Source organism: Winslowiella toletana (genome assembly GCF_017875465.1).
Classification (GTDB): Bacteria; Pseudomonadota; Gammaproteobacteria; order Enterobacterales; family Enterobacteriaceae; genus Erwinia; species Erwinia toletana.
In genome coordinates this window covers 4,420,665-4,445,197 of record NZ_JAGGMQ010000001.1, presented here as the reverse complement: position 1 = coordinate 4,445,197, position 24,533 = coordinate 4,420,665, and the positions used below count along the sequence as shown (strand labels likewise).

The following is a 24,533-nucleotide window of genomic DNA, read 5'->3' as shown; positions in this document are numbered from 1 at the left end:
ACGCGTCTGTCTGCGGCCCGCAGGGAGGAGATAATGCAAACCACTGAAGCGTTACGCCTTAACCCACCCTCATTGCCCTCCGGCGGCGGAGCGATTAGCGGGTTGAAAAGCGATACCCCGGTCGCCGCTCCTGACGGCGCCGCCAGCCTGAGTATTGCCTTGCCCGTCAGCAGCGGGCGCGGTTACGCCCCGGCGCTGGCGCTTAGCTACCATAGCCAGCGCGGCAACGGTCCTTTTGGTATTGGCTGGGATCTGGATCTGCCGTCAGTACGGCGGCGCAGCGATAAAGGCGTGCCGCTGTATGATGTTAGCGATGAGTTTATCGGGCCAGATGGCGAAGTGCTGGTTGCGGTACAGACCAGCAGCGGAGAAGAGAAGCGTACCGCCAGCAGTTTACTGGAAGGTGGCGACACGCTGGGGAAATTCACCGTACGCAGTTACCGCTCGCGCAGCGAAAGCGATTTCAGTCGTCTGGAGTACTGGACGCCAGACGGTGGTTCCGGACTGGACTTCTGGGTACTGTACCTCCCGGATGGCCAGGTACACATGCTGGGACGAAACCCGCAGGCACGCATCTGGGATCCGCAGAACCATGCGCACACCGCCGCCTGGTTACTGGAATCCTCCGTCTCAGCCAGCGGCGAACAAATTTATTATCAGTATCGCGGCGAAGATAACAAAGGCTGTGACGCTGCAGAACTCAAAGCCCATCCTGATGCCGGCAGCGCCGCAGAAATCGACACCGACAGCCGAGCCTATGATGGTGCACAGCGCTATCTGGTCGCCGCTTACTACGGTAATAAAAAAGCCGCACGCAGTTTACCCGCGCTAACCACCCAAGTGCGCGAGTATGACTGGATATTTGTGGTAAAAATTGACTACGGCGTGCGGGTTACCAGCAAAGAAAGCCCCCCTTCCTGGCAACGGCCTACCTACGGCGACTGGGCATATCGCAGAGACGTATTTTCCCGTTATCAGTACGGCTTTAATCTGCGCACACGCCGCCTGGCGCGCCAGGTGCTGCTGTTTCACCGTCTTAATACGCTGAAAGGCTCCAAAAATGAAGGTGAGCCGCTGGAGCTTATTTCACGCCTGTTGCTGGATTATAATGAAAATGCCTCGTTAACCACCCTCAACTGGCTGCAGCAGATGGCTTATGAGCAAGGTACGCGGACCCTGCGCCAGTTGCCGCAGCATGAGTTCTACTGGCACTCCTTTGACACTCCCACTAATGTGAGCTGGCAACCGCAGGCGCTGGGCGGCCTGAATCCGCTGCAACCCTGGCAACTGGTGGATCTGAATGGCGAAGGCATGGCGGGGATTCTGTACCAGGACAGCGGCGGCTGGTGGTATCGCGCACCCGAGCGGCAAGCGGGTAATGTTTCTGATGCCGTCAGCTGGGGCAACGCCACGCCGGTGCCGGTTATCCCTGCAGCGCGCGCCGGTGGTACGCTCGCTGATCTCAATGGCGACGGTTATCTGGAATGGGTGATCACCGCCCCTGGCATTGCCGGTCGCTATCAGCGCACGCCTGAAAGCGGATGGCTGCACTTTACACCCTTAGCGGCGCTGCCGACGGAATACCGCCATCCGCGCGCGCAGCTGGCGGATATCCTCGGCGCCGGTCTGAGCGATATGCTGTTAATAGGACCACGCAGCGTGCGGCTCTATGCCGCACAAGGTGACGGCTGGGCGCGTGGCAAAACCGTGGTGCAGTCTGAAGATATCACCCTGCCCGTGCCCGGTGCAGATGCCCGGGCGCTGGTCGCCTTTAGTGATATGGCAGGCAGCGGACAGCAGCAACTGGTGGAAATCCGTCAAGAGGGGGTACGTTACTGGCCAAACCTGGGACACGGCCGTTTCGGCCAGCCCATCGCGATGCCTGGCTTTACCGTCAGCGATTTTAACCCTGACCAGCTCTACCTCGCGGATATTGATGGCACCGGCACCACCGACCTGATTTATCTCCGCAGCGATCAGCTGCAAATCTGGCGTAATCAGTGCGGCAACCGCTTTGCCGCCCCTTTTACTGTCCGGCTGCCAGCCGGTGTGCGCTATGACCGCACCTGTTATCTCTATCTGGCGGATCTTCAGGGGCTGGGCGTCGCCAGTCTGCTGCTAACCGTTCCCCACCCCACCCCGCGCCACTGGCTATGCAACCTGTCCACGGCCAAATCCGGGCTGTTAAGCGGTATGAATAACAATATGGGCGCGCGCCATCGCTTCTTTTACCGCAGCTCCGCGCAGTTCTGGCTGGATGAGAAAGCGGCGGCGCAGGCGACCAGCGTCCCGATTCCCTCCTGTTATCTGCCGTTTGCCGTGCACTGTCTGCAACGCGTGGAAGTGCAGGATGAAATCACCGGCAATCTGCTGGTGAGCAGCATCCGCTATCGTCACGGCGCCTGGGATCGAAAAGCGCGCGAGCTGCGCGGCTTTGGCTGGGTGGAGGTGAGTGATACCGATACCGTTGCCGCCGCAGGATCAGCCAAAGAGATCAGTATGCCTGCAGTACAGCGCAGCTGGTACGCCACCGGTTTGCCTGAGCTGGATAAACAGCTGACAAACGAGTACTGGCAGGGCGATAAGGCGGCGTTTGCCGGTTTCACGCCGCGTTTCACCGCGGATAGCGGCGACAACGAACAGGCGCTCGAAGCCGATAATCCCGGCCTATACTGGCTTCAGCGCGGGCTGAGAGGCCTGTTGCTGCGCAGTGAACTCTATGGTCATGATGGCAGCAGCCAGGCCACTGTGCCTTACAGCGTGACGGAGAATCGTCCGCAGGTACGGCTGGTGCAAAGTAAAGGCAACTATCCGGTAGTGTGGTCATCGGTTGCGGTAAGCCGCACTTATCTCTATGAACGCGTCAGCAGCGATCCACAGTGCAGTGAGCAGATTGTCTTAACCAGTGATGAGTATGGCCAGCCCCTGCGCCAGCTGACTGTCAATTATCCGCGGCGCGCACGTCCGGCGACCAGTCCGTGGCCGGATAGTTTACCGGCATCGCTGTTCGCCGACAGCTACGACGATCAGCAACAGTGGTTGCGGCTCCAGCTGCAACAGAGCAGCCAGCACCATCTCAGCAATCTGCCCAACGGCATCTGGCGGCTGGGACTGGCCGATCGCAGCCGTGGTGATATCTATACTTATGCCGCCAGTTCAGTACCCACCGGCGGGCTTACTCTGGAGCATCTGCTGAAAAGCGACAGTCTGGTGGCGCCGCAACAGCCCTCTGTCCTGACGGGGCAACAACAGATCTGGTATCTCAATGCGCAGTCACAACCCTCTACCCGCGCGCCCGCTTTTCCGCCGCGCGTCGCCTTTATTGAGAGCGCCGAACTGGATCAGGAGATGGTCAGCCAGCTGGCAGGGAGCGTGACGGAAAGCCATTTAACCCAGGCGGGCTGGCAACAGGCAGATTATTTATTTCCCCGTGACAGCGAGAAAGACAAAAAACTATGGGTCGCGCGCCAGGGTTATCTCAGTTATGCCTCAAAAGATAACTTCTGGCTGCCGGTGTCATATCAGGAGACCCAGCTGACCGGCAAGGTGACCGTCACCCGTACGGACTATGACTGCGCGATTAAACAGCTTACCGATGCCAGTGGTTTAACGATCTCCGCCGACTATAACTGGCTCTTTCTGCAGCCTTACCGAATAACGGATGCCAATAATAACCAGTACTCGGTGACCTTTGATGCGCTGGGGCGGGTGACCACCATGCGGTTTAGCGGCACCGAGAACGGCCAGCAGAGTGGTTACAGTAACGCCAGCGTAACGATCCCCGTCAGCGCCAGCGATGCCTTTGAACTGGTAAAAAAAGGTTCGCTACCGGTGGCGCAATGCGTTGCTTATATCGCCGACAGCTGGTGGTCAACCACGCGGCAGGCCGGAGCTAAAATGCCGCCGCATGTGGTGATCCTGACCACGGATCGCTATGACAGCGATCCGGCGCAGCAAATCCGTCAGCAGATAGTGTTTAACGATGGCTTTGGCCGGGTTTTGCAGGTCTCGGTTCGTCAGGAGAATGGCGCGGCATGGCAACAAAATGACGATAACTCGCTCAGCACGGACAGTCATGGCCAGCTGGTGGAGGTGAACACGACTCACCGTTGGGCCATCAGCGGACGGGCAGAATATGACAATAAAGGCCAGCTGGTGCGCCAGTATCAGCCGTTTTTCCTTGATGGCTGGAAATATGTGCGTGACGACAGCGCGCGCGAAGATCTCTACGCCGACACCCATTATTACGACCCGATTGGGCGCGAAACTGAAGTAAAAACGGCAAAAGGCTGGCTGCGCCGTCGGCTGTATACGCCATGGTTTGTGGTGAGCGAGGATGAAAATGACACCGCTGCGGAAATCGAACAGGAGACGTCGTGATGAGCAGCCCGGATTACACCCTTTACCGTGGCACGCCCGCGGTTGCCGTGCAGGACAACCGGGGGCTGATCGTGCGCGAAATAGCGTACCACCGCCATCCGGATCAATCCGGCGAGACGGACACCCGCATCACCCGCTATCAGTTCAGTGCGCGCGGTTTTCTTACGCAGAGTATCGATCCGCGTCTGTATGCCTTACAGCAGAGCAACAGCAGCGTAAAAGCCAGCTTCAGTTATCTGAGCGCCCTGAGCGGCGAAGTACTGAAAACCAGCAGTGTCGATGCCGGGGATCAGCTGGCTTTAGCGGATATCAACGATCGACCCCATCTCGCCGTCAGCGCCGGCGGTGTGGTGCGCAGCTGGCAGTACGAAGGCAATACCCTGCCCGGCCGCCTGCTGAGTATCACCGAACAACCGGCCGGTGCGGCTGCGCTGATTACCGAGCGCTTTGTCTGGGCGGGCAAAACGGATGACGAGAAAAAATATAACCTCGCCGGTAAGTGCGTACGCCACTACGACACCGCCGGTCTGGAGCAGGTCACCAGCATTGCCCTGAGCGGCACGCCGCTGTCAGTTACCCGCCAGCTGCTGCCGGATAACAAAGAGGCCGACTGGCAGGGAGCGGATGAAAGCGCATGGAAAGATCTGCTGGCGGCAGAGTCTTATACCAGCCGGAATACCACTGACGCCAGCGGCGCGCCGCTGACCAGCAACGATGCCCGCGGCAATATCCAGCGGCTGGAATATGATGTGGCGGGACGCCTGAGCGGCAGCTGGCTGAAGCTGAAAGGCGACAACGAGCAGGCTATCGTTAAATCCCTCAGCTGGTCCGCCGCCGGGCAGAAGCTGCGCGAGGAGCATGCCAACGGCGTGGTAACAACCTGGAGCTACGACCCGCAGAATCAGTGGCTGGCCGCCATCAAAACCGAGCGCCCCGCCGGACACCGCGCCGGGGCGAAGGTGCTGCAGGATCTGCACTACGCCTACGACCCGGTGGGCAATGTGCTGCAGGTAACCAACGCGGCGGAAGCCACCCGCTTCTGGCGCAACCAGAAAGTGGTGGCGGAAAACAGCTACCGCTATGACACACTGTACCAGCTGGTTACCGCCACCGGGCGCGAGATGGCTGACCGCGGCCAGCAGTCCTTTCCCCTGCCCGCGGCAAAAATTCCGCTTCCGGTTAATGATAACGCCTTTGCCGCCTGGACACGCGGCTATACCTATGACCGCGGCGGCAACCTGGCGCAGATACGCCATCATGCGCCGGCCAGCAGCAACAGCTATACCACCACCCTGACCGTCGCCAGCCGCAGCAACCGCGCGGTACTCAGCACCCTGACGGAAGATGCGGCGAAGGTGGACGCGCTGTTCAGCGCTGGCGGGCAGCAGAAGCAGCTGCAGCCGGGCCAGAGCCTCAGCTGGACGCTGCGCGATGAACTGCGCAAAGTCACCCCGGTCAGCCGCGACGGCCAGGCATCCGACAGCGAAGTGTATCGTTACGATGCCGGCAGCCTGCGGCTGGTCAAAACCACCACCCGGCTGACCGGCAACAGCAGCAACACGCGTCGGGTGGTATATCTGCCGGGGCTGGAGCTGCACACCCTGAAAAGCGGCGATACGCTGAAGGAGAATCTGCAGGTGATCACCGTCGGTGAAGCCGGCCGGGCGCAGGTGCGGGTGCTGAACTGGGAAAGCGGCCTGCCGGCCGGCATCACCGACAACCAGCTGCGCTACAGCTACGATAATCTGCTGGGCAGCAGCGAACTGGAACTGGATGGCGACGGACAGATTATCAGCCTGGAGGAGTACTACCCCTATGGCGGCACCGCAGTCTGGACCGCGCGCAGTAAGGTGGAGGCGGATTATAAAACACTCCGTTACTCCGGCAAAGAACGGGATGCCACAGGACTGTACTACTTTGGCTATCGCTATTATCAGCCGTGGGTGGGAAGGTGGTTATCTGCCGACCCGGCAAGTGCTCTGGACGGGCTAAATCTGTTCCGGATGGTGAGGAATAGTCCGGTGACCTGGTTTGATGGTGATGGATTGATTCCTGTTACGGTCAATGACGGGACTGAAAAACAAGGATATCTTTATAGCCCACTTAGATCATCCGATATGGTAACTCAAGCATTAGGGGTTAATTTAACCCGATATAATAAAGGCAAGTCGTTATATCCAGTTATCGTTACTGATACGAATGCATTGCTGGAATTCGAAAAAAACACTCTCAGCGAAATGTTTAGTTTAAATGAAAGAATCAGCGAATTACGAAAACCCATCCAAAATATAGAGTCGAAACTCAGGCAGTTTGATCTATTGACTCAGGAACGATTAATAGAGTTTGTCACCCCTAAAATATACAGCGAGACTATGCAGCAGATTGACAGATTATCCAATCAACGAAATGTTCTGAGCAAAATGAAAGTTATAAGCAACAATGCAGGAAAAGCCTTAAGAAAGCTTTTATCAGAAAAGGACAAACTTTATATCCTGGGGCATGGGTTGAGTGGTATGGATTTTCTTGGTGCTGATGAAAACCTCACGCATGGGCTGATCACATCGGAGTCTCTTGCAATGCAGTTAACTGCAGGTCACTTACCTTCTGATTTCAAAGATATACGTGTTATAGCCTGCTACAGTGCGAACGCTACTGCTCCGATCTCCTTCACTGAGGAAGAGTTACTCAGAACAACCACTGTTTTTAAAGAGAGAACGGTAGGATGGCGTAGCCTGTTTGGTCTGTTAACCACAGAAACTGCACCATTTGCGCTTTCATTAAGCAGGGCGCTCAAACGCAAAGGTTATTCACAAGTAACAGTTACCGGCTACTCTGGCGCAGGTGTCACTTTTAGTCAGCATCAATATCAAACTCGCAGAATTCAGGGTGTTGCTAATGACCAGCGTAGTTCCGATAAAACGGTGAGATTAAAATTTTAGAATTCCAGAAAAATTATTCCCAATGTCTTTAGCATTAGGTAACAATCTATTTGTTAATATAACATAAAGCAGAAGTACGAAATTATCGTTTAAGTAGCCACACTCAACAACGTTATCCCGATGGTACAACAAAAATATGCCATTACAGAACTGGCGCGCGTCAGCAAACAAAATCTGCTGCTGATTTTCGCGCACCGCCACCAGCCATCGATTGACGCTGATCCTCCCGCCCTCAGCCATACCGGCGGGAGGACATCACAAGCCTTCAGTGCAATTTCGTCTAAACTTAGCGAAGCAATCCGCTACCGGAGGAGCGTCCGATGTCCTTACCACCACAAAATTCGCCACCGCAGCGCCATCAGCCTCAGCTGTTTAGTAGCTTTTTCCAGGGCAGCTTTGCCTGCTCCACCGCCTGCCGCAGTGAAGGCAAGCGGGTCGATCTGGTCAGCAATAGCGGTCACGATATGCTGCTGGATAAAGACTATGCGGCGCTGGTCGCTCACCATCTGCTGACCGCCCGCGACGGCGCGCGCTGGTATCTGATTGAACAACAACCCGGTGTCTACGACTGGTCAACCTTTACCCCGATGCTGCATGCCGCCGAGCAGCACGATATCGAAATGATCTGGGAACTGGCGCATTTTGGCTACCCCGCGCATCTCGATATCTGGCAACCCGCTTTTATCGACAGTTTTGCCCGCTTTGCCCGGACAATGGCGGAAGTGATGCGCGATGAGGGGTTCAGTCAGCCCTTTTTTACCCCGGTCAATCAGATCTCCTTCTGGTCATGGGCCGGCGCCGATGTTGCCTGGCTTAACCCGAATGCCAGCGGACGTGGCAAAGAACTGAAAAAGCAGCTGGTGCGCGCCAGCATTGCGGCGATGGATGCAATTCGCGAAGTGCTGCCACAGGCGCGTTTTGTGCTGACCGATCCGCTGGTGCATGTTGCCGCCGCCGATAACTCCGCGGCCAGCCAGCAGGAAGCAGAGCATCAGCATCTGGCGCAATTTGAAGCCTGGGATATGCTCAGCGGCCGTCTGCATCCGGAACTGGGTGGCAATATGCGCTATCTGGATATTATCGGCGTTAACTACTATCCCGATAACCAGTGGTTTATTAATGGCGATCTGCTGCCGCCAGAACATGCGGCTTATCGTCCGCTGCATCAGCTGCTGGCGGAAGTCTGGCAACGCTATCAGCGTCCCCTGTTGCTGGCGGAAACCGGCGCCGAGGGTGAAGCGCGTACCGGCTGGCTGCACACGGTAATGGAGCAGGTCAATATTGCGCTGGAGAATGGCGTCGGAGTGGAAGGCGTATCGATCTACCCGGTGGTGGAGTATCCGGCATGGGCTGATGATCGTCGTTCACCAGGAGCGTTACTGGGTCTGCCGGATCCAAATGGCAATCGCACCGTCTACGAACCGCTGGCATTAGAGCTGCGCAGTCAGCAAATCAAAATGAGCGGCGGCGCTCAGGGACGTACCGTCTGACCCGGCTTTGCATAGCAGGATTGCGTATCGACAAGTTGTTCAGGCGGACGACGAACATCGGAAAGCCAGGTCATGGCGAACAGGAAGATCACGCTAATCAGGCAGGCAGAGAGTAAACCAATCAGGGCAATTAGCTTGTCATCTCTGTTTTCCATTATTCTGATCTCCTTGCATAACTGTAATCATGTTGCTGACAGGCCTATGTCATCCACAACGTGATCATCAGGACGAAGATTATAAGTGTAAAAGAGGTCACTGCAAGTACCACGATCGCAAACTGCGCATCATCAAGGGGTACCCGCGGCTCTTTTTCTGGCTCAGGTGGTGTAATATTTTTCATTTTTTCGTAGCAAGTAACAAGCGCATAATTTAACAAGCGACTTCAGTTGCCATAACCTTAAGTCGGGTAGATCTCTGATGCGAAGAAGCAAACAGTAAACTGCATCTTTTTTGTGCAGCTAACAAATAAGAAACATTAATATTTTTATCACGTCTGGCCACAATTTGCGGCAAATTATCGCCTGATTTTTCCGGCACACTTTAACATATCGCCATCAGAAAATAACCTGCAAATTGATTTTGCAGGATTACTGCTGCGCGATAGCGATTTGTTGGCTGAAAAGGGTGTATCAAGCGCGCTTAACTATCACGCCGCGCAGCAGATTGATGCGTCAGTCTGATATATTGCCTGAAATGATGTGATAAACGCAGGATTAGCAGGCACAAAATAGTGCGTTTAACTATTTGTGGGCCAGCTCATGCTGTAATCTGCAGCACGCATAGACTAAATCTGAAAAAATCCTGATAATAGCGCGAAAAAACAATGAACATTTTCTCTCCGCCCTCCCCGGTAACCATGGTTTAACATGCATCGATACCGCATACCTGAAGATAGCTTGCTTATTTTCGAACAGATTATTGAACACAGCACCAATGCTATTTTTCTGGTTGACGGTAATCTTCATCTCTCTTTTGCTAATCGTCATGGTGAAATCCTGTTTCATCGTCTGATCCGCAACGGACAGCTGGAAGCCGCGCTAACCGGCGACCAGCAGGTGCTGGATATCAATGATCAAAACAAGCCACGCTTTATCCGCTCGCATTGCGTGATCAGTGATGGTCCCGGTAAACCTCCGCATCATCTGTTTATTGGCACCGATATCAGTGCTGAATTGCTTGCACAACGGGAAGAGTTCCATCTGCGTCGCCGCCTGGAACAGACGCTGGAAATTACCGAAGAAGGCTTCTGGTTATGGAATATTGCTGATGGCGAAGTGTCGCATAACCATTTTTTCAGTCGCATTTTCGGCTTGCAGGATGGCGCGCTACAACATCATGAGCGCGATATCACCTGTCTGATTCATCCTGAAGATATCGGGCGTTTCTCCAGCACTTTGCAGCAGCATTTACGCGGCGAAACAGCGATGTTTAACTGTGAATATCGACTGCTCAATGCTCAGCAGCAGCAACTCTGGGTACAGAACCATGGCAAAGTGGTACGCCACGATGACAGCGGCAAACCGGTTGAGATGCTCGGTAAGGTTAAAGATATCACCGAGAAAAAACAGCGTGAGCAGGAGATGCATAATCTCGCCTGGCACGATCCGCTGACTCAACTGGATAACCGGCCACGTTTTTACGACAAGCTGGAGCAGGCGCGCCAGCAAAGTATCGACAGTGGCGAGTATCTCGCCCTGCTCTATCTCGATCTCAATCGCTTTAAAGAGGTGAATGATGCCCTCGGCCACGGCGCAGGCGACACCCTGCTAAAAGAAGTCGCGCTGCGTCTGCGCAATACGGTGCGCAGTGATGATGCGCTTGCCCGTCTGGGCGGCGATGAATTTGCCCTGCTGATTGGGAACCTGGGTACCAGTCTGCAGCAAGCGAAAACGCGGATGAGCATCCTGGTTGATCGTCTGCTGGAAAATATCAGCCGCGATATGGCGCTGGATAATACGGTGGTCAATGTCACTACCAGTATGGGTATCTACCTGTTTAATCAGGACCGCAGTCCGGTGGCCGAACTGCTGCATAAAGCAGATATGGCGCAGTATTTTTCTAAAAAGAACCAGCGCAAATGGATGTTCTGGTCACCGCAGCTGCATGAAGAACAGAGTCAGCGCGATGCCATTGAAACCGGGTTGCGCCGCGCGCTGGATAACGGTGAGTTCTATCTTGAGTACCAGCCGCAATATTCGCGCGGCGGTGAAGCCACCAGCCTGGAAGCGTTATTGCGCTGGCAGACACCGGACGGCAGGATTATCTCCCCCTCGACCTTTATTCCGATCGCCGAAAACTCGGGCCTGATCCTGAATATCAGCGAATGGGTGCTGGAACAGACCTGCGCGCAACTGCGCAACTGGCAGAATCAGCCGCAGCTCGACAAGCTGGGCGTTGCGGTGAATATCAGCCCTCGGCAGCTTAAGCGTGCTGACTTTCTGAAAACTGTCGAACGCATCGTGCTGCAAAGCGGGATTGATGCCAGTCAGCTCAGTTTTGAACTCTCTGAAAATGCGCTTACCGAAAATTTGCCGGATACCCAGCGTAAGCTCAGTGCGCTGCGTGAGATGAATATTAATATTGCCGTGGATAATTTTGGCACCGGCATGGCGTCGCTGACCGGGCTACGTAAGCTGGCAATCACCGAGGTAAAAATTGATCGCTCGTTTGTGTTACAGATGGCGCAGAACAGTGATTTTATGCTGACCATCCGCGGTATCGTGGCGATGTGCCAGGCGTTGAATATCAATATTGTTGCGGAAGGGGTGGAGAATTCACAGCAGTTCAGCACCCTGTCGGAGATGGGTTGCCACCGCTTTCAGGGCTGGCTGTTTTCACGTTCGCTGGCGCCGGAACTGCTGCATGCGGTCTTGCAGCACCGACAGCGCTAAAAAAACAGCGGAAGGTTAGCCCCCGTCCGCTGTTGTTTTGCTGCCTGAAAATATTTAGAAGTCGTAAGACATCGACACTTTCAGCGTACGTGGTTCGCCCTGGTAGATATAGGTGCCGCTGGAATCAACATTCGACCAGTAAGACTTGTTGGTGACGTTATCCACGCCAACACGCCAGACCATATCGTTGTCCTGTACCTTGGTGGTATAACGCACGCCCAGATCCAGCGTGGTGTAGCTATCCAGCTTTTTGGTGTTAGCCGCATTGGCATATTGCGCGCCGTTATGATTCACCAGCGCGGTAGCGGTCAGACCTTCAACCGGCTGAATATCATATTCTGCGCCAAGCACCATATTATAACTTGGTACACCGACCGCCGTGTTGCCATCGTTGGCGCCATTGGCGGTTTTGGTCAGCTGGGCGTCAATCCAGGTGGCGCTGCCGTTCAGACGCAGGCCCAGTACCGGTTCGCCGAACAGATTCAGCTCGATACCACGGTTACGCTGCTCGCCATCCAGTGCATAAACATTGCTGGCGTTGGTTACGGCTGAAGGCTGTTTGATTTCAAACAGCGCCAGTGAACCACCGAGGCGCTGATAATCAACTTTTACGCCAACTTCATTCTGTTTGGAATGCAGCACACCGGTGCTTTCGCCGTAGTTGGCGGTGCCGATTGGCGCAGAGGATCCAGGCTGCAATGACTCAATATGGTTAGCATACAGAGAGATATGTTCCCAGGGCTTCACCATCACACCGACTGCCGGCGTCCAGCGACTGTCTTCGAAACTCGAATCACCGATTTCAGCGCCAGTATTGTAGTCATATTCACGCGTAACCACTTTCTGATAACGCGTGCCCAGCGTCAGTTCAACTTTATCATCCAGCACACCGAGGGTATCGGTCAGCAAAATGCCCTGGGTACGGGTACGTCCACGTACACCAGGCTCATCCATATCACCGCCTGAGAAGTTAAGGGTTGGCGAGCTGATATCCGGCGTGTCATAAATATTGCTCGGCACCCCGGTTAGCGCCATATTATAGGCGGCTTTCGAGCGTGACGTGGTCGCCGAGTAACCCACATTCACTTTATGGCTGACAAACGCAGTATCGAATGCGCCGCGCAGACCAAACATGCCACTGTAAGAATCTTTGATATTGGTCACATCCATACGGCCCATGGTCGCTGAACCATCAGTGCTGGTTACCGTCGGTGAACCATACGCGCCGCTCTCATGGGAGTGCTGTAAACCCACCCCGCCATACAGGGTCCAGTCCTGGGCAACATCATATTCGCCGCGCAACATCGCGAACTGGCTTTCCAGATCGCTGTACACCCATTTCTGGCTGGTATTGTGAGTCGCTGAAGGTGAGGCCGGAATAAAATCGGCACCGCTGACATTCACGCCAATACGGCCACCATGGAAAGTCTGTTTCTGATAACCCATATCCAGTGAGGTACGCAGGTTATCCTGGCGGTAATCCAGTCCGATGGACGCGACCGTAGTACGACGTTTTTCATCATCGACCGCCGTCTCACCTTCGCGCTGCAGCAGGTTAACGCGCACGCCAAACTGATCGTCATCGCCGAAACGACGGCCAGCGTCGACGGAGGTGCCAATCTGCGAAGAGGAGGTGTAATCAATACCCACACGCGCCATAGGAAGATCACCGGCGTGTTTTGGCTCGAGGTTAATCATGCCGCCCACCGCAGTGGTCGCCGCACCGTTCATCAGCGCGTTTGCGCCTTTAAACACTTCAACGCGATCCACCATCGCGGTGGAGATCACCTGACGCGGCATAATTCCCGCCAGACCGCCAAGGGTCATATCATCGCCATCGAGCTGGAAACCACGAATACGGTAGCTTTCACCGAAGTTGCCATAGCCCTGCACGTTCTGCACGGCGGCGTCGTTACGCACCACATCCGCAATGGTTTTCGCCTGCTGATCTTCGATCAGTTTGCTGGTAAAACCAATCACGTTAAACGGCACATCCATCGCGTTTTGCTGGCCAAGCATACCCATACGGCCACCGTTCGCCACCTGACCATCAAGATAAGCGGGCACCAGCTCATCGCCACCGGCTTTAAAGCTATCTTCCGGCGCGGCCACCACGGTCATGGTCGATTCAGTTTTTTTGCTGGTGTCAGTATCGGTCGCGGCCAGTGCCGGGAAAGTCACGGAGCCGATTAAAACCGCCAGTAGTGTCGGCTTAAAACCTCTGGTGGCAAACAGTGTGCTATGCATCTGTGTATTCCTGGAAAAAAGTAGTAGTGAGAATCATTATTATTGAGATTTGCGATTATCCTTAGCGCCCTCACAATTGCAAGAAAAAATTACCGAATATGTCGCTATAATTTTCGCCGCTAGATAACTCGCTGTTTCTTAACCGCGACGCAATAACCAGATAAACCATGGCGCGCCCAAAAATGTTGCCAGCAGCCCGGCCGGGATCTGATAGGGGAAGATAATCATCCGTCCCAGCGCATCCGCCAGCAGCATTAATCCTGCCCCGGCAAGGATCGCCACCAGCAGTTGTGGCAGCGCGCGGCGGAAACCGGCCAGCCGCGCCAGATGCGGCGCCATCAGGCCGACAAAACTTAGCGGCCCGACGCACAGGGTCGCTGCGGCAATCATCGCTGACGCCAGCAGCAGAATCAGCATTCTTGAACGCTTTAGCGGCATGCCAAGGCCCTGCGCGGTAAAACTGCCGAGCGGCAAAATAGTCAGCCAGCGCGCCATTAATGGCGTCAGCAGCAATAGCGCCAGCGCCAGTGCGGCAGTCCAGAGCGCCTGACTGGCGGTCACCCGGTAGGTGGAACCGGCCAGCCAGCTGAGTACCGAGCTGATACGCGGATCGCCACTGACCAGAAACAGCGTCAGGATAGTGCCATACACCGTACTCAGCACCACGCCGGTCAGCAGCATCCGCGTCGGCGACAGGCCACCACGCTGCGCCAGCAACATAATCACCAGCATGGTCAGCGCTGCGCCGAGACAACCGGCGGGAAACTGCCAGACGGAATTATCACCCGGCACGATAAACATCAGCAGCACCATGGCGCAGGCGGCGCCAGCACTGACGCCCAGCACTTCCGGACTGGCCATCGCATTACCGGTCATCCGCTGGATCAGGGTGCCTGCCGCCGCCAGCATCGCTCCGGCCGCCAGCGCCGCCAGCACGCGCGGCCAGCGGAATTGCCACACCGCCTGACTGTCCACCCAGCTGCTGAGACCATCGCCGCTGAACAGCGCCAGCAGCACCATCAACGCCAGCAGCAGAAAAATCATGCCGGCCATCAGCGGCGTCAGCGCCCTTTCCGCACGCTGCTGATGACCACGTTCGTTGCTGCTGATCTGCTGATGCCGCAGACGCGTCAGCAGCCATAACATCAGCGGCGCGCCCGCCATCGCCGTTGCCGCGCCGGTGGGGATCTCCAGCCAGACACGCGCCAGCAATATCACCGCCTGATCGCTCAGCAACAGCAATAGCGCGCCAATCAATGCCGACAGCGCCAGCCGTGGCCCCAGCCGCCGGGCGCCAAACAGTCTGGCCATTAACGGCGCAAACAGGCCGATAAAACCGATAACCCCGGCCACGCTGACCAGCACCGCACTCAGCACTACCGCCACCATCAGACCGCTAAAACGCACCAGCGCCAGACGCATACCGAGATTGCGCACCACCCCGTCGTCGAGGCCGAGCAGATTCAGCGGGCGGATCATCACCAGCACCAGCAGCAGCGCCAGCAGCATGCGCGGCCAGAGAAAGCTGACGCTGTTCCAGTCATTCTGGTTCAGCATGCCGCTGCTCCAGATAAACAGACTCGTCAGCCGTTCATGATTGAACAGCGCCAGTAAATTTTTGACCGCACCGCAATACAGCCCGACCATCAGGCCAGCGAGGATCAGCGTCACCGGCGACATCCGTTTGCCGCTGGCCACTATCAGCACCAGCCCGCCAACCACAACCGCCCCTGCCAGCGCAGAAAGCTGCTGACCGGATTCGCCCCAGCTGGCGGCATACAGCGTCGCCAGCGTCAGACCCAGCTGCGCACCGGCGGCCACGCCAAGGGTTGAGGGTTCGGCCAGCGGATTGCGCAGGATCTGCTGGAACAACACCCCGACCACGCCCAGCCCGGCGCCCACCAGCAGCGACAGCACGGTGCGCGGCAGCATGCTGTAATGAAACAGCATCTGATTAATATCCCGTTCATCCGGCGTAAACAGCGCACCGCGCCATAACGGCAGCGCCAGTTGCTGCTGAAAATTGCTGAGGGTCAGCAGCAGCGCCAGCAGTAATAACAGCGGCAGAATCAGGATTTTCATGCTTTCTCCAGCAGCGTCTGCTCAAGCAACTGACAGAAACGCAATACCGAAAAGCTGGCGCCGTAGAACCATACCGCCTGAATCAGATGGAGTTTCTGTTCCCGGACAAAGGGGATGCTGCGCCACAGCGGTGATTGCGCAATCTGCCCTAACGGATCGTCGTCACCATGGGTCAGACCAATCGCGCGCACATTTTTGACCTGCGCCAGGGTTTCGATGCCCACAATGGTGCTGCCCCAGAAGCTGCTGGCGCCATGCCAGCCATTTTGCAGCCCGAGCCGTGACAACGCATCGGCAAACAGGCTGTTATGACCGAACACCATCACCCGGCGGCTGTCGAGAAAGGAGAAGATTAACAGTGGCTGATCGGCGAAGGCGGCCAGGCTCTGGCGGTAGTGGCTGAAACGCTCATCGATCAGTTGCAGATGTGCGTCAGCCTGCTGCTGACGATTAAGTCGTGCGCCAAGACGGATAATATCGCGGCGCATCAGTTCGATCGCCCGCGTTTTACCATCGGTAAAATCCCCGCCCCACAGCGGCGCAATTGGCGCCAGCGCTTCTGCGCTGGGGCCATAGCCATTGGATCGCAGGATCAGCGAGGGTCGCAGCCGCAGTATCATTTCGAGATTGGGTTCGGTGCGTAAGCCGACATCCAGCACGCTATCCGGCAGCGCAGGCTCCACCAGCCAGCGGCGGTAGTTGGGAATATCCGCAATCGCCAGCGGCGTCACGCCCAGCGCCATTAACAGTTCCACCGGCCGCCATTCAAGTACGATAATGCGCGACAGATCGAGATCATTTGCCCGGGTCAGTGAGGAAAATATCAGCGGAGACAGCGCCATCCACTTAAGAAACTGGCGTCGGTCCGCCGCGTTTTCAGCAATAGTCATGGAATAGAAATGATTATTATTGTGATTTGAAGGGCGCAGTATGCCGCAAGAACGCAGTGAAGCCAATGCAGACGGGAGCCGAAAACGGCTTTCCTGCCGTGTTGCAGTTACTCCAGCGTACGGGCGGCGTTATCGCCGCCCGTGCCAGCAGTTAACGCCAGCGGCGGAAAATCAGCGAGGTATTAATGCCGCCAAAAGCGAAGTTATTTGACTGGATATAGTCAGTCTCAATCTGCCGCGCTTCGCCGATAATATAATCCAGATCGCCGCAATCTTCGGCAGGCTGAGTCAGATTCAGCGTTGGCGCAAACCAGCCTTCGCGCATCATCTCAATACTCATCCAGGCTTCCAGCGCGCCACAGGCGCCGAGCGTATGACCAAAATAGCTCTTCAGCGAGGAAATCGGCGTATTGCGGCCAAAGATGGCGGCAGTCGCCAGGCTCTCGGCGACATCACCGCGATCGGTGGCGGTGCCGTGCGCACTCAGATAGCCGATATCCTGCGGGCTGAGCCCGGCGCTGCGTAGCGCCCCCTCAATACAGATTTGCATGGTCTCACGCTGCGGCTGGGTGATATGCGCCGCATCGCAGTTGGTATGGAAACCGACAATCTCCGCATAGATAGTCGCACCGCGCGCCTGCGCATGCTCCAGCTCTTCCAGCACTAAACTGCCCGCCCCTTCGCCAATCACCAGGCCATCACGCTGGCGGTCAAAAGGCGATGGCGTGGTTTTCGGCGCATCGTTGCGCTGACTGGTGGCAAACAGAGTATCAAATACCGCCGCTTCCGACGGACACAGCTCCTCTGCGCCACCGGCCACCATCACCGTCTGATAGCCGTGGCGAATCGCTTCCCAGGCATAGCCAATCGCCTGACTGCCGGAAGTGCAGGCGCTGGAGGTCGGGATCACCCGGCCACGCAGACCAAAGAACAGCCCGGCATTCACTGCGGTGGTATGTGGCATCATCTGCACATAGGTGGTGCCGGTAATATTGCTGGTATGCTTCTCGGTCAGCATGGTGGCGAATTCGCTCACCGGCCCGGTACTGCCGGTGGAGGAGCCATAGGCAATGCCGGTTTCACCGTTGGTCAGCACCGCTTCGCCGATCAGGCCCGCCTGCTCCAGCGCCAGTTCCGTGGCGCGCGTCGCCATCAGCGAAACCCGCCCCATCGAACGAATACGTTTACGCGTATAGTGTTCCGGCACGCTGAAGTTATCAACCGGCGCGCCCAGCAGGGTATGCAGGCCGTCATAGACCTGCCACTCCGGCATTTTGCGCACTGCATTCTGACCGGCGCGCAGTCCGGCGGAAACGCTTTCCCAGCTCTCGCCGAAAGCGGTGACGCCGCCCATTCCGGTTACCACTACCCGGCGGTTCACAGCATACCCCCGTTAACTGAAATCACCTGACGCGTGACGTAACCAGCGATATCCGACATCAGATAACTGGCCAGTCCGGCCACCTCTGCGGCGGCTCCCATCCGTTTCATCGGGATCATTTTCAGCGCCTCGTCAAGCGCCGTCGGCTCCATCTGAATCATGCCGGTATCGATCAGGCCGGGAGCAATGCAGTTAACAGTGATTTTGCGTTTCGCCAGCTCGATGGCCAGCGCTTTGCTGGCGCCGATAATCCCGGCTTTCGCCGCGCTGTAGTTAGCCTGGCCCCGGTTGCCCATGATGCCGGACACCGACGACAGGGTAATAATCCGTCCGCCCTGCCGCAGGCCAATCATCGGCATCACACAGGGATGGATCACGTTATAAAAGCTGTCGAGATTGGTATGGATCACGCTGTCCCAGTCATCTTCACTCAGCGCCGGGAAAGCGCCGTCGCGGGTGATACCGGCATTGCTGACCACGCCGTAATATGCGCCATGCTGCGCCATATCCTGCTCCAGCTGCGCGCGACACTGTTGGCGATCGGCGATATCAAAGCCCAGCACGCGCGCGCTGCCGCCCGCCTGCATAATGTCGGCGACGGTCTGTTCCGCGCCGGCGCGGTCACTGTGGTAATGCACAATAATGCTAAAACCGTCGCTGCCGAGCTGGCGCGCAATCGCAGCGCCAATGCCTTTACTGGCGCCGGTGACTAATACTGAACGCGTCATCAGTTGCTGTCCTGTTGCATCATTTTATTAAATTCCTCTTCATCCGGCTGATAAGTATTCAGCCTGCCGCTGGCGTAAAGCTCGCCGTTAATGGTGATCTCACCGTCAAAGCTGGCAATTTTGTCGTCGTGCATCAGCAGGGTTACGCGCACATCAAGCTGCGCCCCCGCCGGAAACTGCGGCGCACTACAGCGATAGCCGCGCCCGCCCAGCAGCATGCCGGGGCGCGGTTTGCGGTCATTGCGCTGACGTGCATGCCAGCCCGACCAGACACCAATGGTCTGGGCGATAATTTCCACGCCAAACCATGCCGGTAATGCACCCTCGGCCGTCAGAAACGGCGCCAGTACGCTGTCGGCGGTGATATGCACCTGACAGTCGGCGCTTTCATCATCCACCTGCAACACGTGTTCCAGCAATACCATCGGCGTGGCATGGGGTAAATAGTGCTCAGCGCTCAGTAACTCAGCCATGTGGCGCTCCTAAAATCAGGCAGGCGTTATTGCCGCCAAAAGCAAAAGAATTGGACAGGATGCGCGGTTTTTCCAGCTGGCCGGAGTGCGTCAGCAGCCCGCAGTCAGGCAAACTGCTATCCTGGTCGCAATCGGTGAAATCCTGGGGCGGCAGCGGCAACCGACGCGTTAACAGCAACCAGCTGATCGCCGCTTCACAGATCCCGGCAGCGCCAAGCGTATGCCCGGTCAGATGTTTGGTTGAACTGCAAGGCACCCGATTGCCAAACAGCTGATGGATCACCGCCGCTTCAATCTGATCGTTAAGCCGCGTGGCGGTGCCATGCAGATTGATATAGCCAATATCCTGCGGTTGCAGTCCGGCGCTGTTAAGCGCCATGGTGATGGCGCGTATCGCCCCTTCGCCCTGCGGATGCGGCGCTGACATATGCCAGGCATCTGACGACTCGCCCACCCCCAGCAGCGCCACTGCTTGCGCTTCGCGTGTCAGCAGCATCAGCGCCGCCCCTTCCCCAATCGAGATGCCGTCACGCTGTGCGCTAAACGGCGCGCAGCGCTCTGCGGAGAGCGATTCCAGGCTGTCGAAACCGTTGATCGGCATCCGGCTCAGGGTATCAGCGCCGCCGACAATCGCCACATCCACCACACCAGCTTCAATCAGCCGCTGACCGCTAATCAGTGCGCGCGCACTGGAAGAACAGGCGGTCGACAGGGTATAAGCCGGGCCGTTCAGTTCGAGATAAGCCGCCAGAAAGCGTGACGGATCGCCCAGCTCCTGCTGTGCATAGTGATAGTCCGCCAGCTCACCGCTGACAAAGCGATCCGCCTCATCGACACCCGCTGTGCTGGTGCCAAGGATCACCGCCACGCGGTCAGCGCCAAAACGCGCAATTGCGGCGTCCACGTCAGGACGGATCTGCGCCAGCGCGGCCAGCAGCAGGCGGTTGTTACGGCTGTTATGGCATGCCAGCGACGGCGGAACCGGCGGTAATTCGCCATCCACATGACCAATCCAGCAGCGGCGTCCGGCCAGCAGCCAGCTGTCGGCGGGGCGCATGCCCGGCGCCTCGCCGCTCACCAGATTAGCGCTAATCTCGTCAGGCGAGTTGCCCAGCGCATTAAGCATGCCAACGGCAGAGATATAGATCATGAGGCATCCAGTTGTTGAATAAGGATCTGATAACCAAACGCAAACTGCTGCACGCTGATCGGCTGTCGCTGGTTGCCGCGCTGCAGATAACGGATTTCGGTAATCAGCCTGCCATCATTATCCCGCAGCTGACGCGCATCGCCGTGATCCTGCAACGTCCAGCCCGCGGGCAGCTGCTTCTGCCAGACGGCAAGCGGCCAGTGACTGAGCATAATATCGGCCAGTACCTGACTGGCGGGCGGCATTTCCGGTAAAGCGATCGACTGCTCGCTATGTATGCCGCTGCGGTCATAACTGACACGGAACAGGCGAATGCCCAGCGATGACAGCCCGGCCAGCGTCAGCTGCTGTTGATCCGCGCTCAGCAATACCAGCAGCGACTGCTGCTTGCCCTTAAAGCTGCCGGTTAACAGCTGCTGCTGATTAAACGCCGGTGTAATGCCCGGCGGCGGCAACGTCACTTTCACCCCGGGCTTCAGCCACGCCTCGGGCCGCGTCGGATCGCTATGGCTGGCGCAACCGCTCAGCAGCAACGCCATCAGCGCTGCCCTCCACCATGATTTCATCGTCTGCTCCTTTTCGGTTGCGGTAACGCCAGCGGCGCCAGCAGAAAGGCGGTGAAAATACCGCTGCACAACACAATGCCAAAACTGCTGATCGCCTGAGTGGTGCTGAACACCAGCATGCCTAAGGTCAGCAGCGTGGTGGCCATCGCCAGCGACACCGCCAGTAACGAGGTTATCGGCGTGCCACGCGGATTACTGAAGAACAGGGTGTAATTAATCCCAATTCCCAGCACCAGAATCAGCGCCAGCAGTGAAAACAGATTCAGCGAGTGACCGCTAAACGCCAGCGCCGCCAGTCCGCCACCCAGTGACAGCACCGAGGGCAATACACTGACCAGACCACGTTTTACGCCGAGACGCAGCATATAGCTGATGGCGATCACCACCACCGCCGCCAGCAACAGCCAGCCAAGCATCACGCGATAGAAGCTGAACAGCGTATCGAAAGTGCTCTTGCGGTCAATCCACGCCACACCGGGTTGCGCCTGCGCCAGCTGCGCCAGTTTTGCGCTGTTATGCACGCCGCTGACTGGCACCAGCGCCGCGCTGCGGCCATCTGGCAGGCTGAGCCATAGCAGCCGCCAGCCTTCGCTGTTCGGGCTGTTTAGCCAGCGTTCTGGCGTCACCGGCATGGCGCGCAGATCCGGCGCAGCCAGCCCGATCCCCGCCTGGTGAAGCTTCTCAACTACCGCCGGTGCCGCACGCTGCAACAGCGCCAGATCACGTTGTTGCTGTGCCTGCGATGAAAGCGGCAGCTGACGCCAGCTATCCAGCCATTTTTGCTGCTGCGCCTGCTGCAGTTGCGGCGTCAGCGCTTCCAGTCGTTGCAGCGTCTGTTCGGCGCTGTCGCCCCAGACGATAAACCAGGTCTGATCCGCGCCCTGCCCGGTCAGCGCGGTAAGTTGTGCATCCTGTTGCAGCAGTTTCGGCGGCAGCGTCTGCAACTGCGAAATATCGTCATCCACCTTCAGCATCGCCAGGCCGCTAACGGAAATCAGCGCCACCAGCAGCGGCAATCCCACTTTCAGCCAGCGCTGACGACGCCAGGCCGCCAGCCAGCGCGCCAGCAGAATCATCGCTGGCACCGGACGCACCGGCAATCCTTTGACCAGCCACGGATACCAGCAGATCACCGTCAGACAGGAAGCGGTTAAACCACTGGCGGCAAATACCGCCAGCTGACGCAGGCCCGGAAACGGCGCCAGCAGCATAATCAGATAAGCCACCACCGCCGTCGCCAGCGCCAGCAATAACGCCGGCATCACTTTTTGCAGACTCTGCTGGGGGGTGGCTTCGGCGCCATGCACCATCCGTTCGCTAAGGTAGTAGAGCGTATAGTCAGCGGAGATACCGATAATGCTGATACTCATCACCAGCGTCATCAAATGCAGCTCACCAAAACAGAGCAGCGTCAGAGTCGTGCCAGCCAGCGCGCCAGTTGACACTGATAACGCGCATAACAGCAACGGACGCGGTGAACGAAACACCGAGAACACCAGCAGCAGCACGCCAGTGATGGTGGCGACGCCAAGCGTTGAGACATCATGCCGCGCCTGCTGGCTGGCAAAATCGCTGTACAGCACCGTACCGCGCGTCAGTATTTGCGCCTGCGGGTAGTGCTGTTTAATCTGCTGTTCCAGCTGCTGTAAACGCAGCACCACCTGGTGGCTCTGCTGCATATCAAATGAATGATTCGCCAGTTCGCCGTGGATAAAATACCACTGCCGACCCTGTTTATCGCGGGTGGTCAGCCAGCCATCACGCAGCGCCAGCTGGCTGGCGCTCTGCTGCATCGCCAGCTGCGAACCGCGTACCAGCATCAGCGAATCGTGGCTCAGCTCCTGACCGCTCACCCCGGCAAATGCGGAGTAGAGCTGGGCGAGGATCCAGTCAGCCTGCGCGCCACCACCGTCAGCCAGTCGTGCGCGGGTAGCGGGATCGATCAGACCATTACGCTGCTGCCAGGCAAACTGGCCCCACTGCTGCTGCTGAGCCGCATCCACCGGCCCTTTAACATTTTTCAGTTCCGGCAGCGCCTGCAACGCGCGCAGGAAACGGGCGGCCAGCGCCGGATCGGCCTGCTGGCCGGGGCTGATAAGCCATACCATCTGCTGATCGAGACGCTGTATAAAACCCTGCTGTAAATCGTCGGGAACCGCTCCCATCGCCTGTTTCGGCAACAGCGCTAACACGCTGCTGTTTACCGTGGCGCGTGGCAGCAACAGCGCCAGCGTCACCAGCAACAGCAGACAGACCGCCAGCCAGCCCGCGGCGGCCAGGCGCAGACGCTTAGAAAACAAAGCGCTGCTTCTCTTCATCACTCAGGGTCCGCGGCTCCAGGCGCTGATTGCTCAGGCTGATATGGGTGACATCGCCCTGTTTATCATTTAACTCAATCACATCGAGGTACGTCTTACCCTGCAGGGTAATCGTATTAAACAGCTTATCCAGCGGGCTGGTTTTCGGCGTCAGTACCATGCGCCAGCTGTCGCTGCCGAGGTCGCGGAAATCAATAGCAAAATTCTGCTCCAGCACCGCGCGGTCGGCCTCGAACAGCGCACGCAGCAGATGGTTAAACTGGAACATCTGCGGATTGCTGTCGGCGGTGACAATTTGCGGCGGCTGATTATTCATCACCTGCACCATGCGTTTGTCATCCAGCACCAGCGTCAGCGGAAACGGCTTCGCCTGATGCCACCACAGGCCCTGCTGCTGAGCAATCAACAGCTCGCCGCTCGATTTCAGTGGCTGCGCCATCCCTTTAATCGACCGCTGCTGGCTGAAATCGGCGCGCACCACCGGCTGGCTGGCAAAGCGCTGTTGCAGATCTTCCAGCGTCACCGCCTGCGCACTCAGGCAGAACAGCGCCAGCGCGGCCACTAACAGCGCTTTCATAGCGTCACTCCCAGACGTTCAAACAGCACCGCAGGCGAAACAAAGTTCATCTCCTGCGACTCAATGCCGACCGCCACCTGAATGGTGTAACCACTGGTGGTGCGTTTGCCGCTGGCGATATCAAAAATCTGATAGGCGATACGCAGACGATTTTCATACTCTTCAATAGTGGCGCGTACGCGGATGCGTTGTTCAAAAGTCAGCGTGCCACGATATTTCACATGGGTATCCACCACCGGCCAGACGTAGCCGGAGGCCTTCATTTCGCGATAGCCGTAGTTAAACTGCGCCAGCAATGCTTCGCGCGCCACCTCGAAATAGCGGAAGTAGTTGCCGTGCCACACCACGCCCATCGCGTCGACATCATGGAACGGCACCGTCAGTTCAATCTCGATGGAAAATCGTCGATCGTTATTCACGC

16 protein-coding genes are annotated in these 24,533 nt (G+C 57.2%); 4 read left to right on the top strand and 12 right to left on the bottom strand.

Annotated features, from left to right (window positions below; genetic code table 11):
* The first annotated feature begins 33 nt into the window (after positions 1 to 33).
* The 3 genes from J2125_RS20835 to J2125_RS20825 all read left to right on the top strand — a co-directional run bounded on the left by J2125_RS20835 (position 34) and on the right by J2125_RS20825 (position 8,809).
* On the top strand, positions 34 to 4,380 hold the full coding sequence (locus J2125_RS20835) for a SpvB/TcaC N-terminal domain-containing protein (protein WP_017801827.1): 4,347 nt from the start codon (positions 34 to 36) through the stop codon (positions 4,378 to 4,380).
* Positions 4,380 to 7,319 carry an RHS repeat domain-containing protein gene (locus tag J2125_RS20830; protein ID WP_017801826.1) on the top strand — a complete coding sequence of 980 codons (2,940 nt, stop codon included), beginning with the start codon at positions 4,380 to 4,382 and terminating at the stop codon, positions 7,317 to 7,319. Before J2125_RS20835 ends, J2125_RS20830 begins: the two co-directional genes overlap by 1 nt.
* A gap of 320 nt (positions 7,320 to 7,639) precedes the next feature.
* Entirely contained in the window at positions 7,640 to 8,809 is a 1,170-nt protein-coding gene (locus J2125_RS20825; RefSeq protein WP_017801824.1) for a glycoside hydrolase family 1 protein, read from the top strand.
* Here J2125_RS20825 and J2125_RS20820 read toward each other — a convergent pair.
* Positions 8,791 to 8,964, bottom strand: a complete 174-nt coding sequence (locus J2125_RS20820; protein WP_017801823.1) for a hypothetical protein — start codon at positions 8,962 to 8,964, stop codon at positions 8,791 to 8,793. The two genes, J2125_RS20825 and J2125_RS20820, sit on opposite strands and share 19 nt — an antisense overlap.
* A gap of 741 nt (positions 8,965 to 9,705) precedes the next feature.
* Between J2125_RS20820 and J2125_RS20815 the strand changes: the two genes are divergently transcribed.
* A complete protein-coding gene (locus tag J2125_RS20815; protein WP_017801822.1) occupies positions 9,706 to 11,700 on the top strand; it encodes a putative bifunctional diguanylate cyclase/phosphodiesterase in 1,995 nt (664 codons plus the stop codon).
* Between the two features lie 54 nt (positions 11,701 to 11,754).
* Here J2125_RS20815 and J2125_RS20810 read toward each other — a convergent pair whose 3' ends face one another.
* The 11 genes from J2125_RS20810 to J2125_RS20760 all read right to left on the bottom strand — a co-directional run bounded on the left by J2125_RS20810 (position 11,755) and on the right by J2125_RS20760 (position 24,531).
* Positions 11,755 to 13,947 (bottom strand): TonB-dependent receptor, encoded by a 2,193-nt coding sequence (locus J2125_RS20810; RefSeq protein ID WP_017801821.1) that lies wholly within the window; start codon positions 13,945 to 13,947, stop codon positions 11,755 to 11,757.
* 138 nt (positions 13,948 to 14,085) lie between these two features.
* Positions 14,086 to 16,029, bottom strand: a complete 1,944-nt coding sequence (fhuB, locus tag J2125_RS20805) for a Fe(3+)-hydroxamate ABC transporter permease FhuB (RefSeq protein WP_017801820.1) — start codon at positions 16,027 to 16,029, stop codon at positions 14,086 to 14,088.
* Entirely contained in the window at positions 16,026 to 16,919 is an 894-nt protein-coding gene (gene fhuD / locus J2125_RS20800; protein WP_040462481.1) for a Fe(3+)-hydroxamate ABC transporter substrate-binding protein FhuD, read from the bottom strand. Before fhuD ends, fhuB begins: the two co-directional genes overlap by 4 nt.
* A 151-nt stretch (positions 16,920 to 17,070) precedes the next feature.
* Positions 17,071 to 18,300: a beta-ketoacyl-ACP synthase gene (locus J2125_RS20795; RefSeq protein WP_026111796.1), complete on the bottom strand. Its 1,230-nt coding sequence runs from the start codon at positions 18,298 to 18,300 to the stop codon at positions 17,071 to 17,073.
* Positions 18,297 to 19,028 (bottom strand): 3-ketoacyl-ACP reductase FabG2, encoded by a 732-nt coding sequence (locus J2125_RS20790; RefSeq protein WP_017801816.1) that lies wholly within the window; start codon positions 19,026 to 19,028, stop codon positions 18,297 to 18,299. Before J2125_RS20790 ends, J2125_RS20795 begins: the two co-directional genes overlap by 4 nt.
* Positions 19,028 to 19,501: a hotdog family protein gene (locus tag J2125_RS20785; RefSeq protein ID WP_017801815.1), complete on the bottom strand. Its 474-nt coding sequence runs from the start codon at positions 19,499 to 19,501 to the stop codon at positions 19,028 to 19,030. The genes J2125_RS20790 and J2125_RS20785 overlap by 1 nt, the downstream gene beginning before the upstream one ends.
* A complete protein-coding gene (locus J2125_RS20780) occupies positions 19,494 to 20,651 on the bottom strand; it encodes a beta-ketoacyl-[acyl-carrier-protein] synthase family protein (protein ID WP_017801814.1) in 1,158 nt (385 codons plus the stop codon). The genes J2125_RS20785 and J2125_RS20780 overlap by 8 nt, the downstream gene beginning before the upstream one ends.
* Entirely contained in the window at positions 20,648 to 21,217 is a 570-nt protein-coding gene (locus J2125_RS20775; RefSeq protein WP_017801813.1) for a DUF3261 domain-containing protein, read from the bottom strand. Before J2125_RS20775 ends, J2125_RS20780 begins: the two co-directional genes overlap by 4 nt.
* Positions 21,214 to 23,535: an MMPL family transporter gene (locus J2125_RS20770; RefSeq protein WP_026111795.1), complete on the bottom strand. Its 2,322-nt coding sequence runs from the start codon at positions 23,533 to 23,535 to the stop codon at positions 21,214 to 21,216. The genes J2125_RS20775 and J2125_RS20770 overlap by 4 nt, the downstream gene beginning before the upstream one ends.
* A complete protein-coding gene (locus J2125_RS20765) occupies positions 23,507 to 24,112 on the bottom strand; it encodes a LolA family protein (RefSeq protein ID WP_017801811.1) in 606 nt (201 codons plus the stop codon). The genes J2125_RS20770 and J2125_RS20765 overlap by 29 nt, the downstream gene beginning before the upstream one ends.
* Positions 24,109 to 24,531, bottom strand: coding sequence for an acyl-CoA thioesterase (locus J2125_RS20760; protein WP_017801810.1), 423 nt, complete (start codon positions 24,529 to 24,531; stop codon positions 24,109 to 24,111). Before J2125_RS20760 ends, J2125_RS20765 begins: the two co-directional genes overlap by 4 nt.
* Positions 24,532 to 24,533 lie beyond the last annotated feature (2 nt).

Excerpts from the sequence above, each read along its gene's own strand:
- J2125_RS20790 (WP_017801816.1), bottom strand. The coding sequence starts at position 19,028 with ATGACGCGTTCAGTATTAGTCACCGGCGCCAGTAAAGGCATTGGCGCT.
- J2125_RS20835 (WP_017801827.1), top strand. The coding sequence starts at position 34 with ATGCAAACCACTGAAGCGTTACGCCTTAACCCACCCTCATTGCCCTCC.
- J2125_RS20765 (WP_017801811.1), bottom strand. The coding sequence starts at position 24,112 with ATGAAAGCGCTGTTAGTGGCCGCGCTGGCGCTGTTCTGCCTGAGTGCG.
- J2125_RS20785 (WP_017801815.1), bottom strand. The coding sequence starts at position 19,501 with ATGGCTGAGTTACTGAGCGCTGAGCACTATTTACCCCATGCCACGCCG.
- J2125_RS20820 (WP_017801823.1), bottom strand. The coding sequence starts at position 8,964 with ATGGAAAACAGAGATGACAAGCTAATTGCCCTGATTGGTTTACTCTCT.
- J2125_RS20770 (WP_026111795.1), bottom strand. The coding sequence starts at position 23,535 with ATGAAGAGAAGCAGCGCTTTGTTTTCTAAGCGTCTGCGCCTGGCCGCC.
- J2125_RS20810 (WP_017801821.1), bottom strand. The coding sequence starts at position 13,947 with ATGCATAGCACACTGTTTGCCACCAGAGGTTTTAAGCCGACACTACTG.
- fhuB (WP_017801820.1), bottom strand. The coding sequence starts at position 16,029 with ATGAAAATCCTGATTCTGCCGCTGTTATTACTGCTGGCGCTGCTGCTG.
- fhuD (WP_040462481.1), bottom strand. The coding sequence starts at position 16,919 with ATGACTATTGCTGAAAACGCGGCGGACCGACGCCAGTTTCTTAAGTGG.
- J2125_RS20825 (WP_017801824.1), top strand. The coding sequence starts at position 7,640 with ATGTCCTTACCACCACAAAATTCGCCACCGCAGCGCCATCAGCCTCAG.
- J2125_RS20775 (WP_017801813.1), bottom strand. The coding sequence starts at position 21,217 with ATGAAATCATGGTGGAGGGCAGCGCTGATGGCGTTGCTGCTGAGCGGT.
- J2125_RS20780 (WP_017801814.1), bottom strand. The coding sequence starts at position 20,651 with ATGATCTATATCTCTGCCGTTGGCATGCTTAATGCGCTGGGCAACTCG.
- J2125_RS20830 (WP_017801826.1), top strand. The coding sequence starts at position 4,380 with ATGAGCAGCCCGGATTACACCCTTTACCGTGGCACGCCCGCGGTTGCC.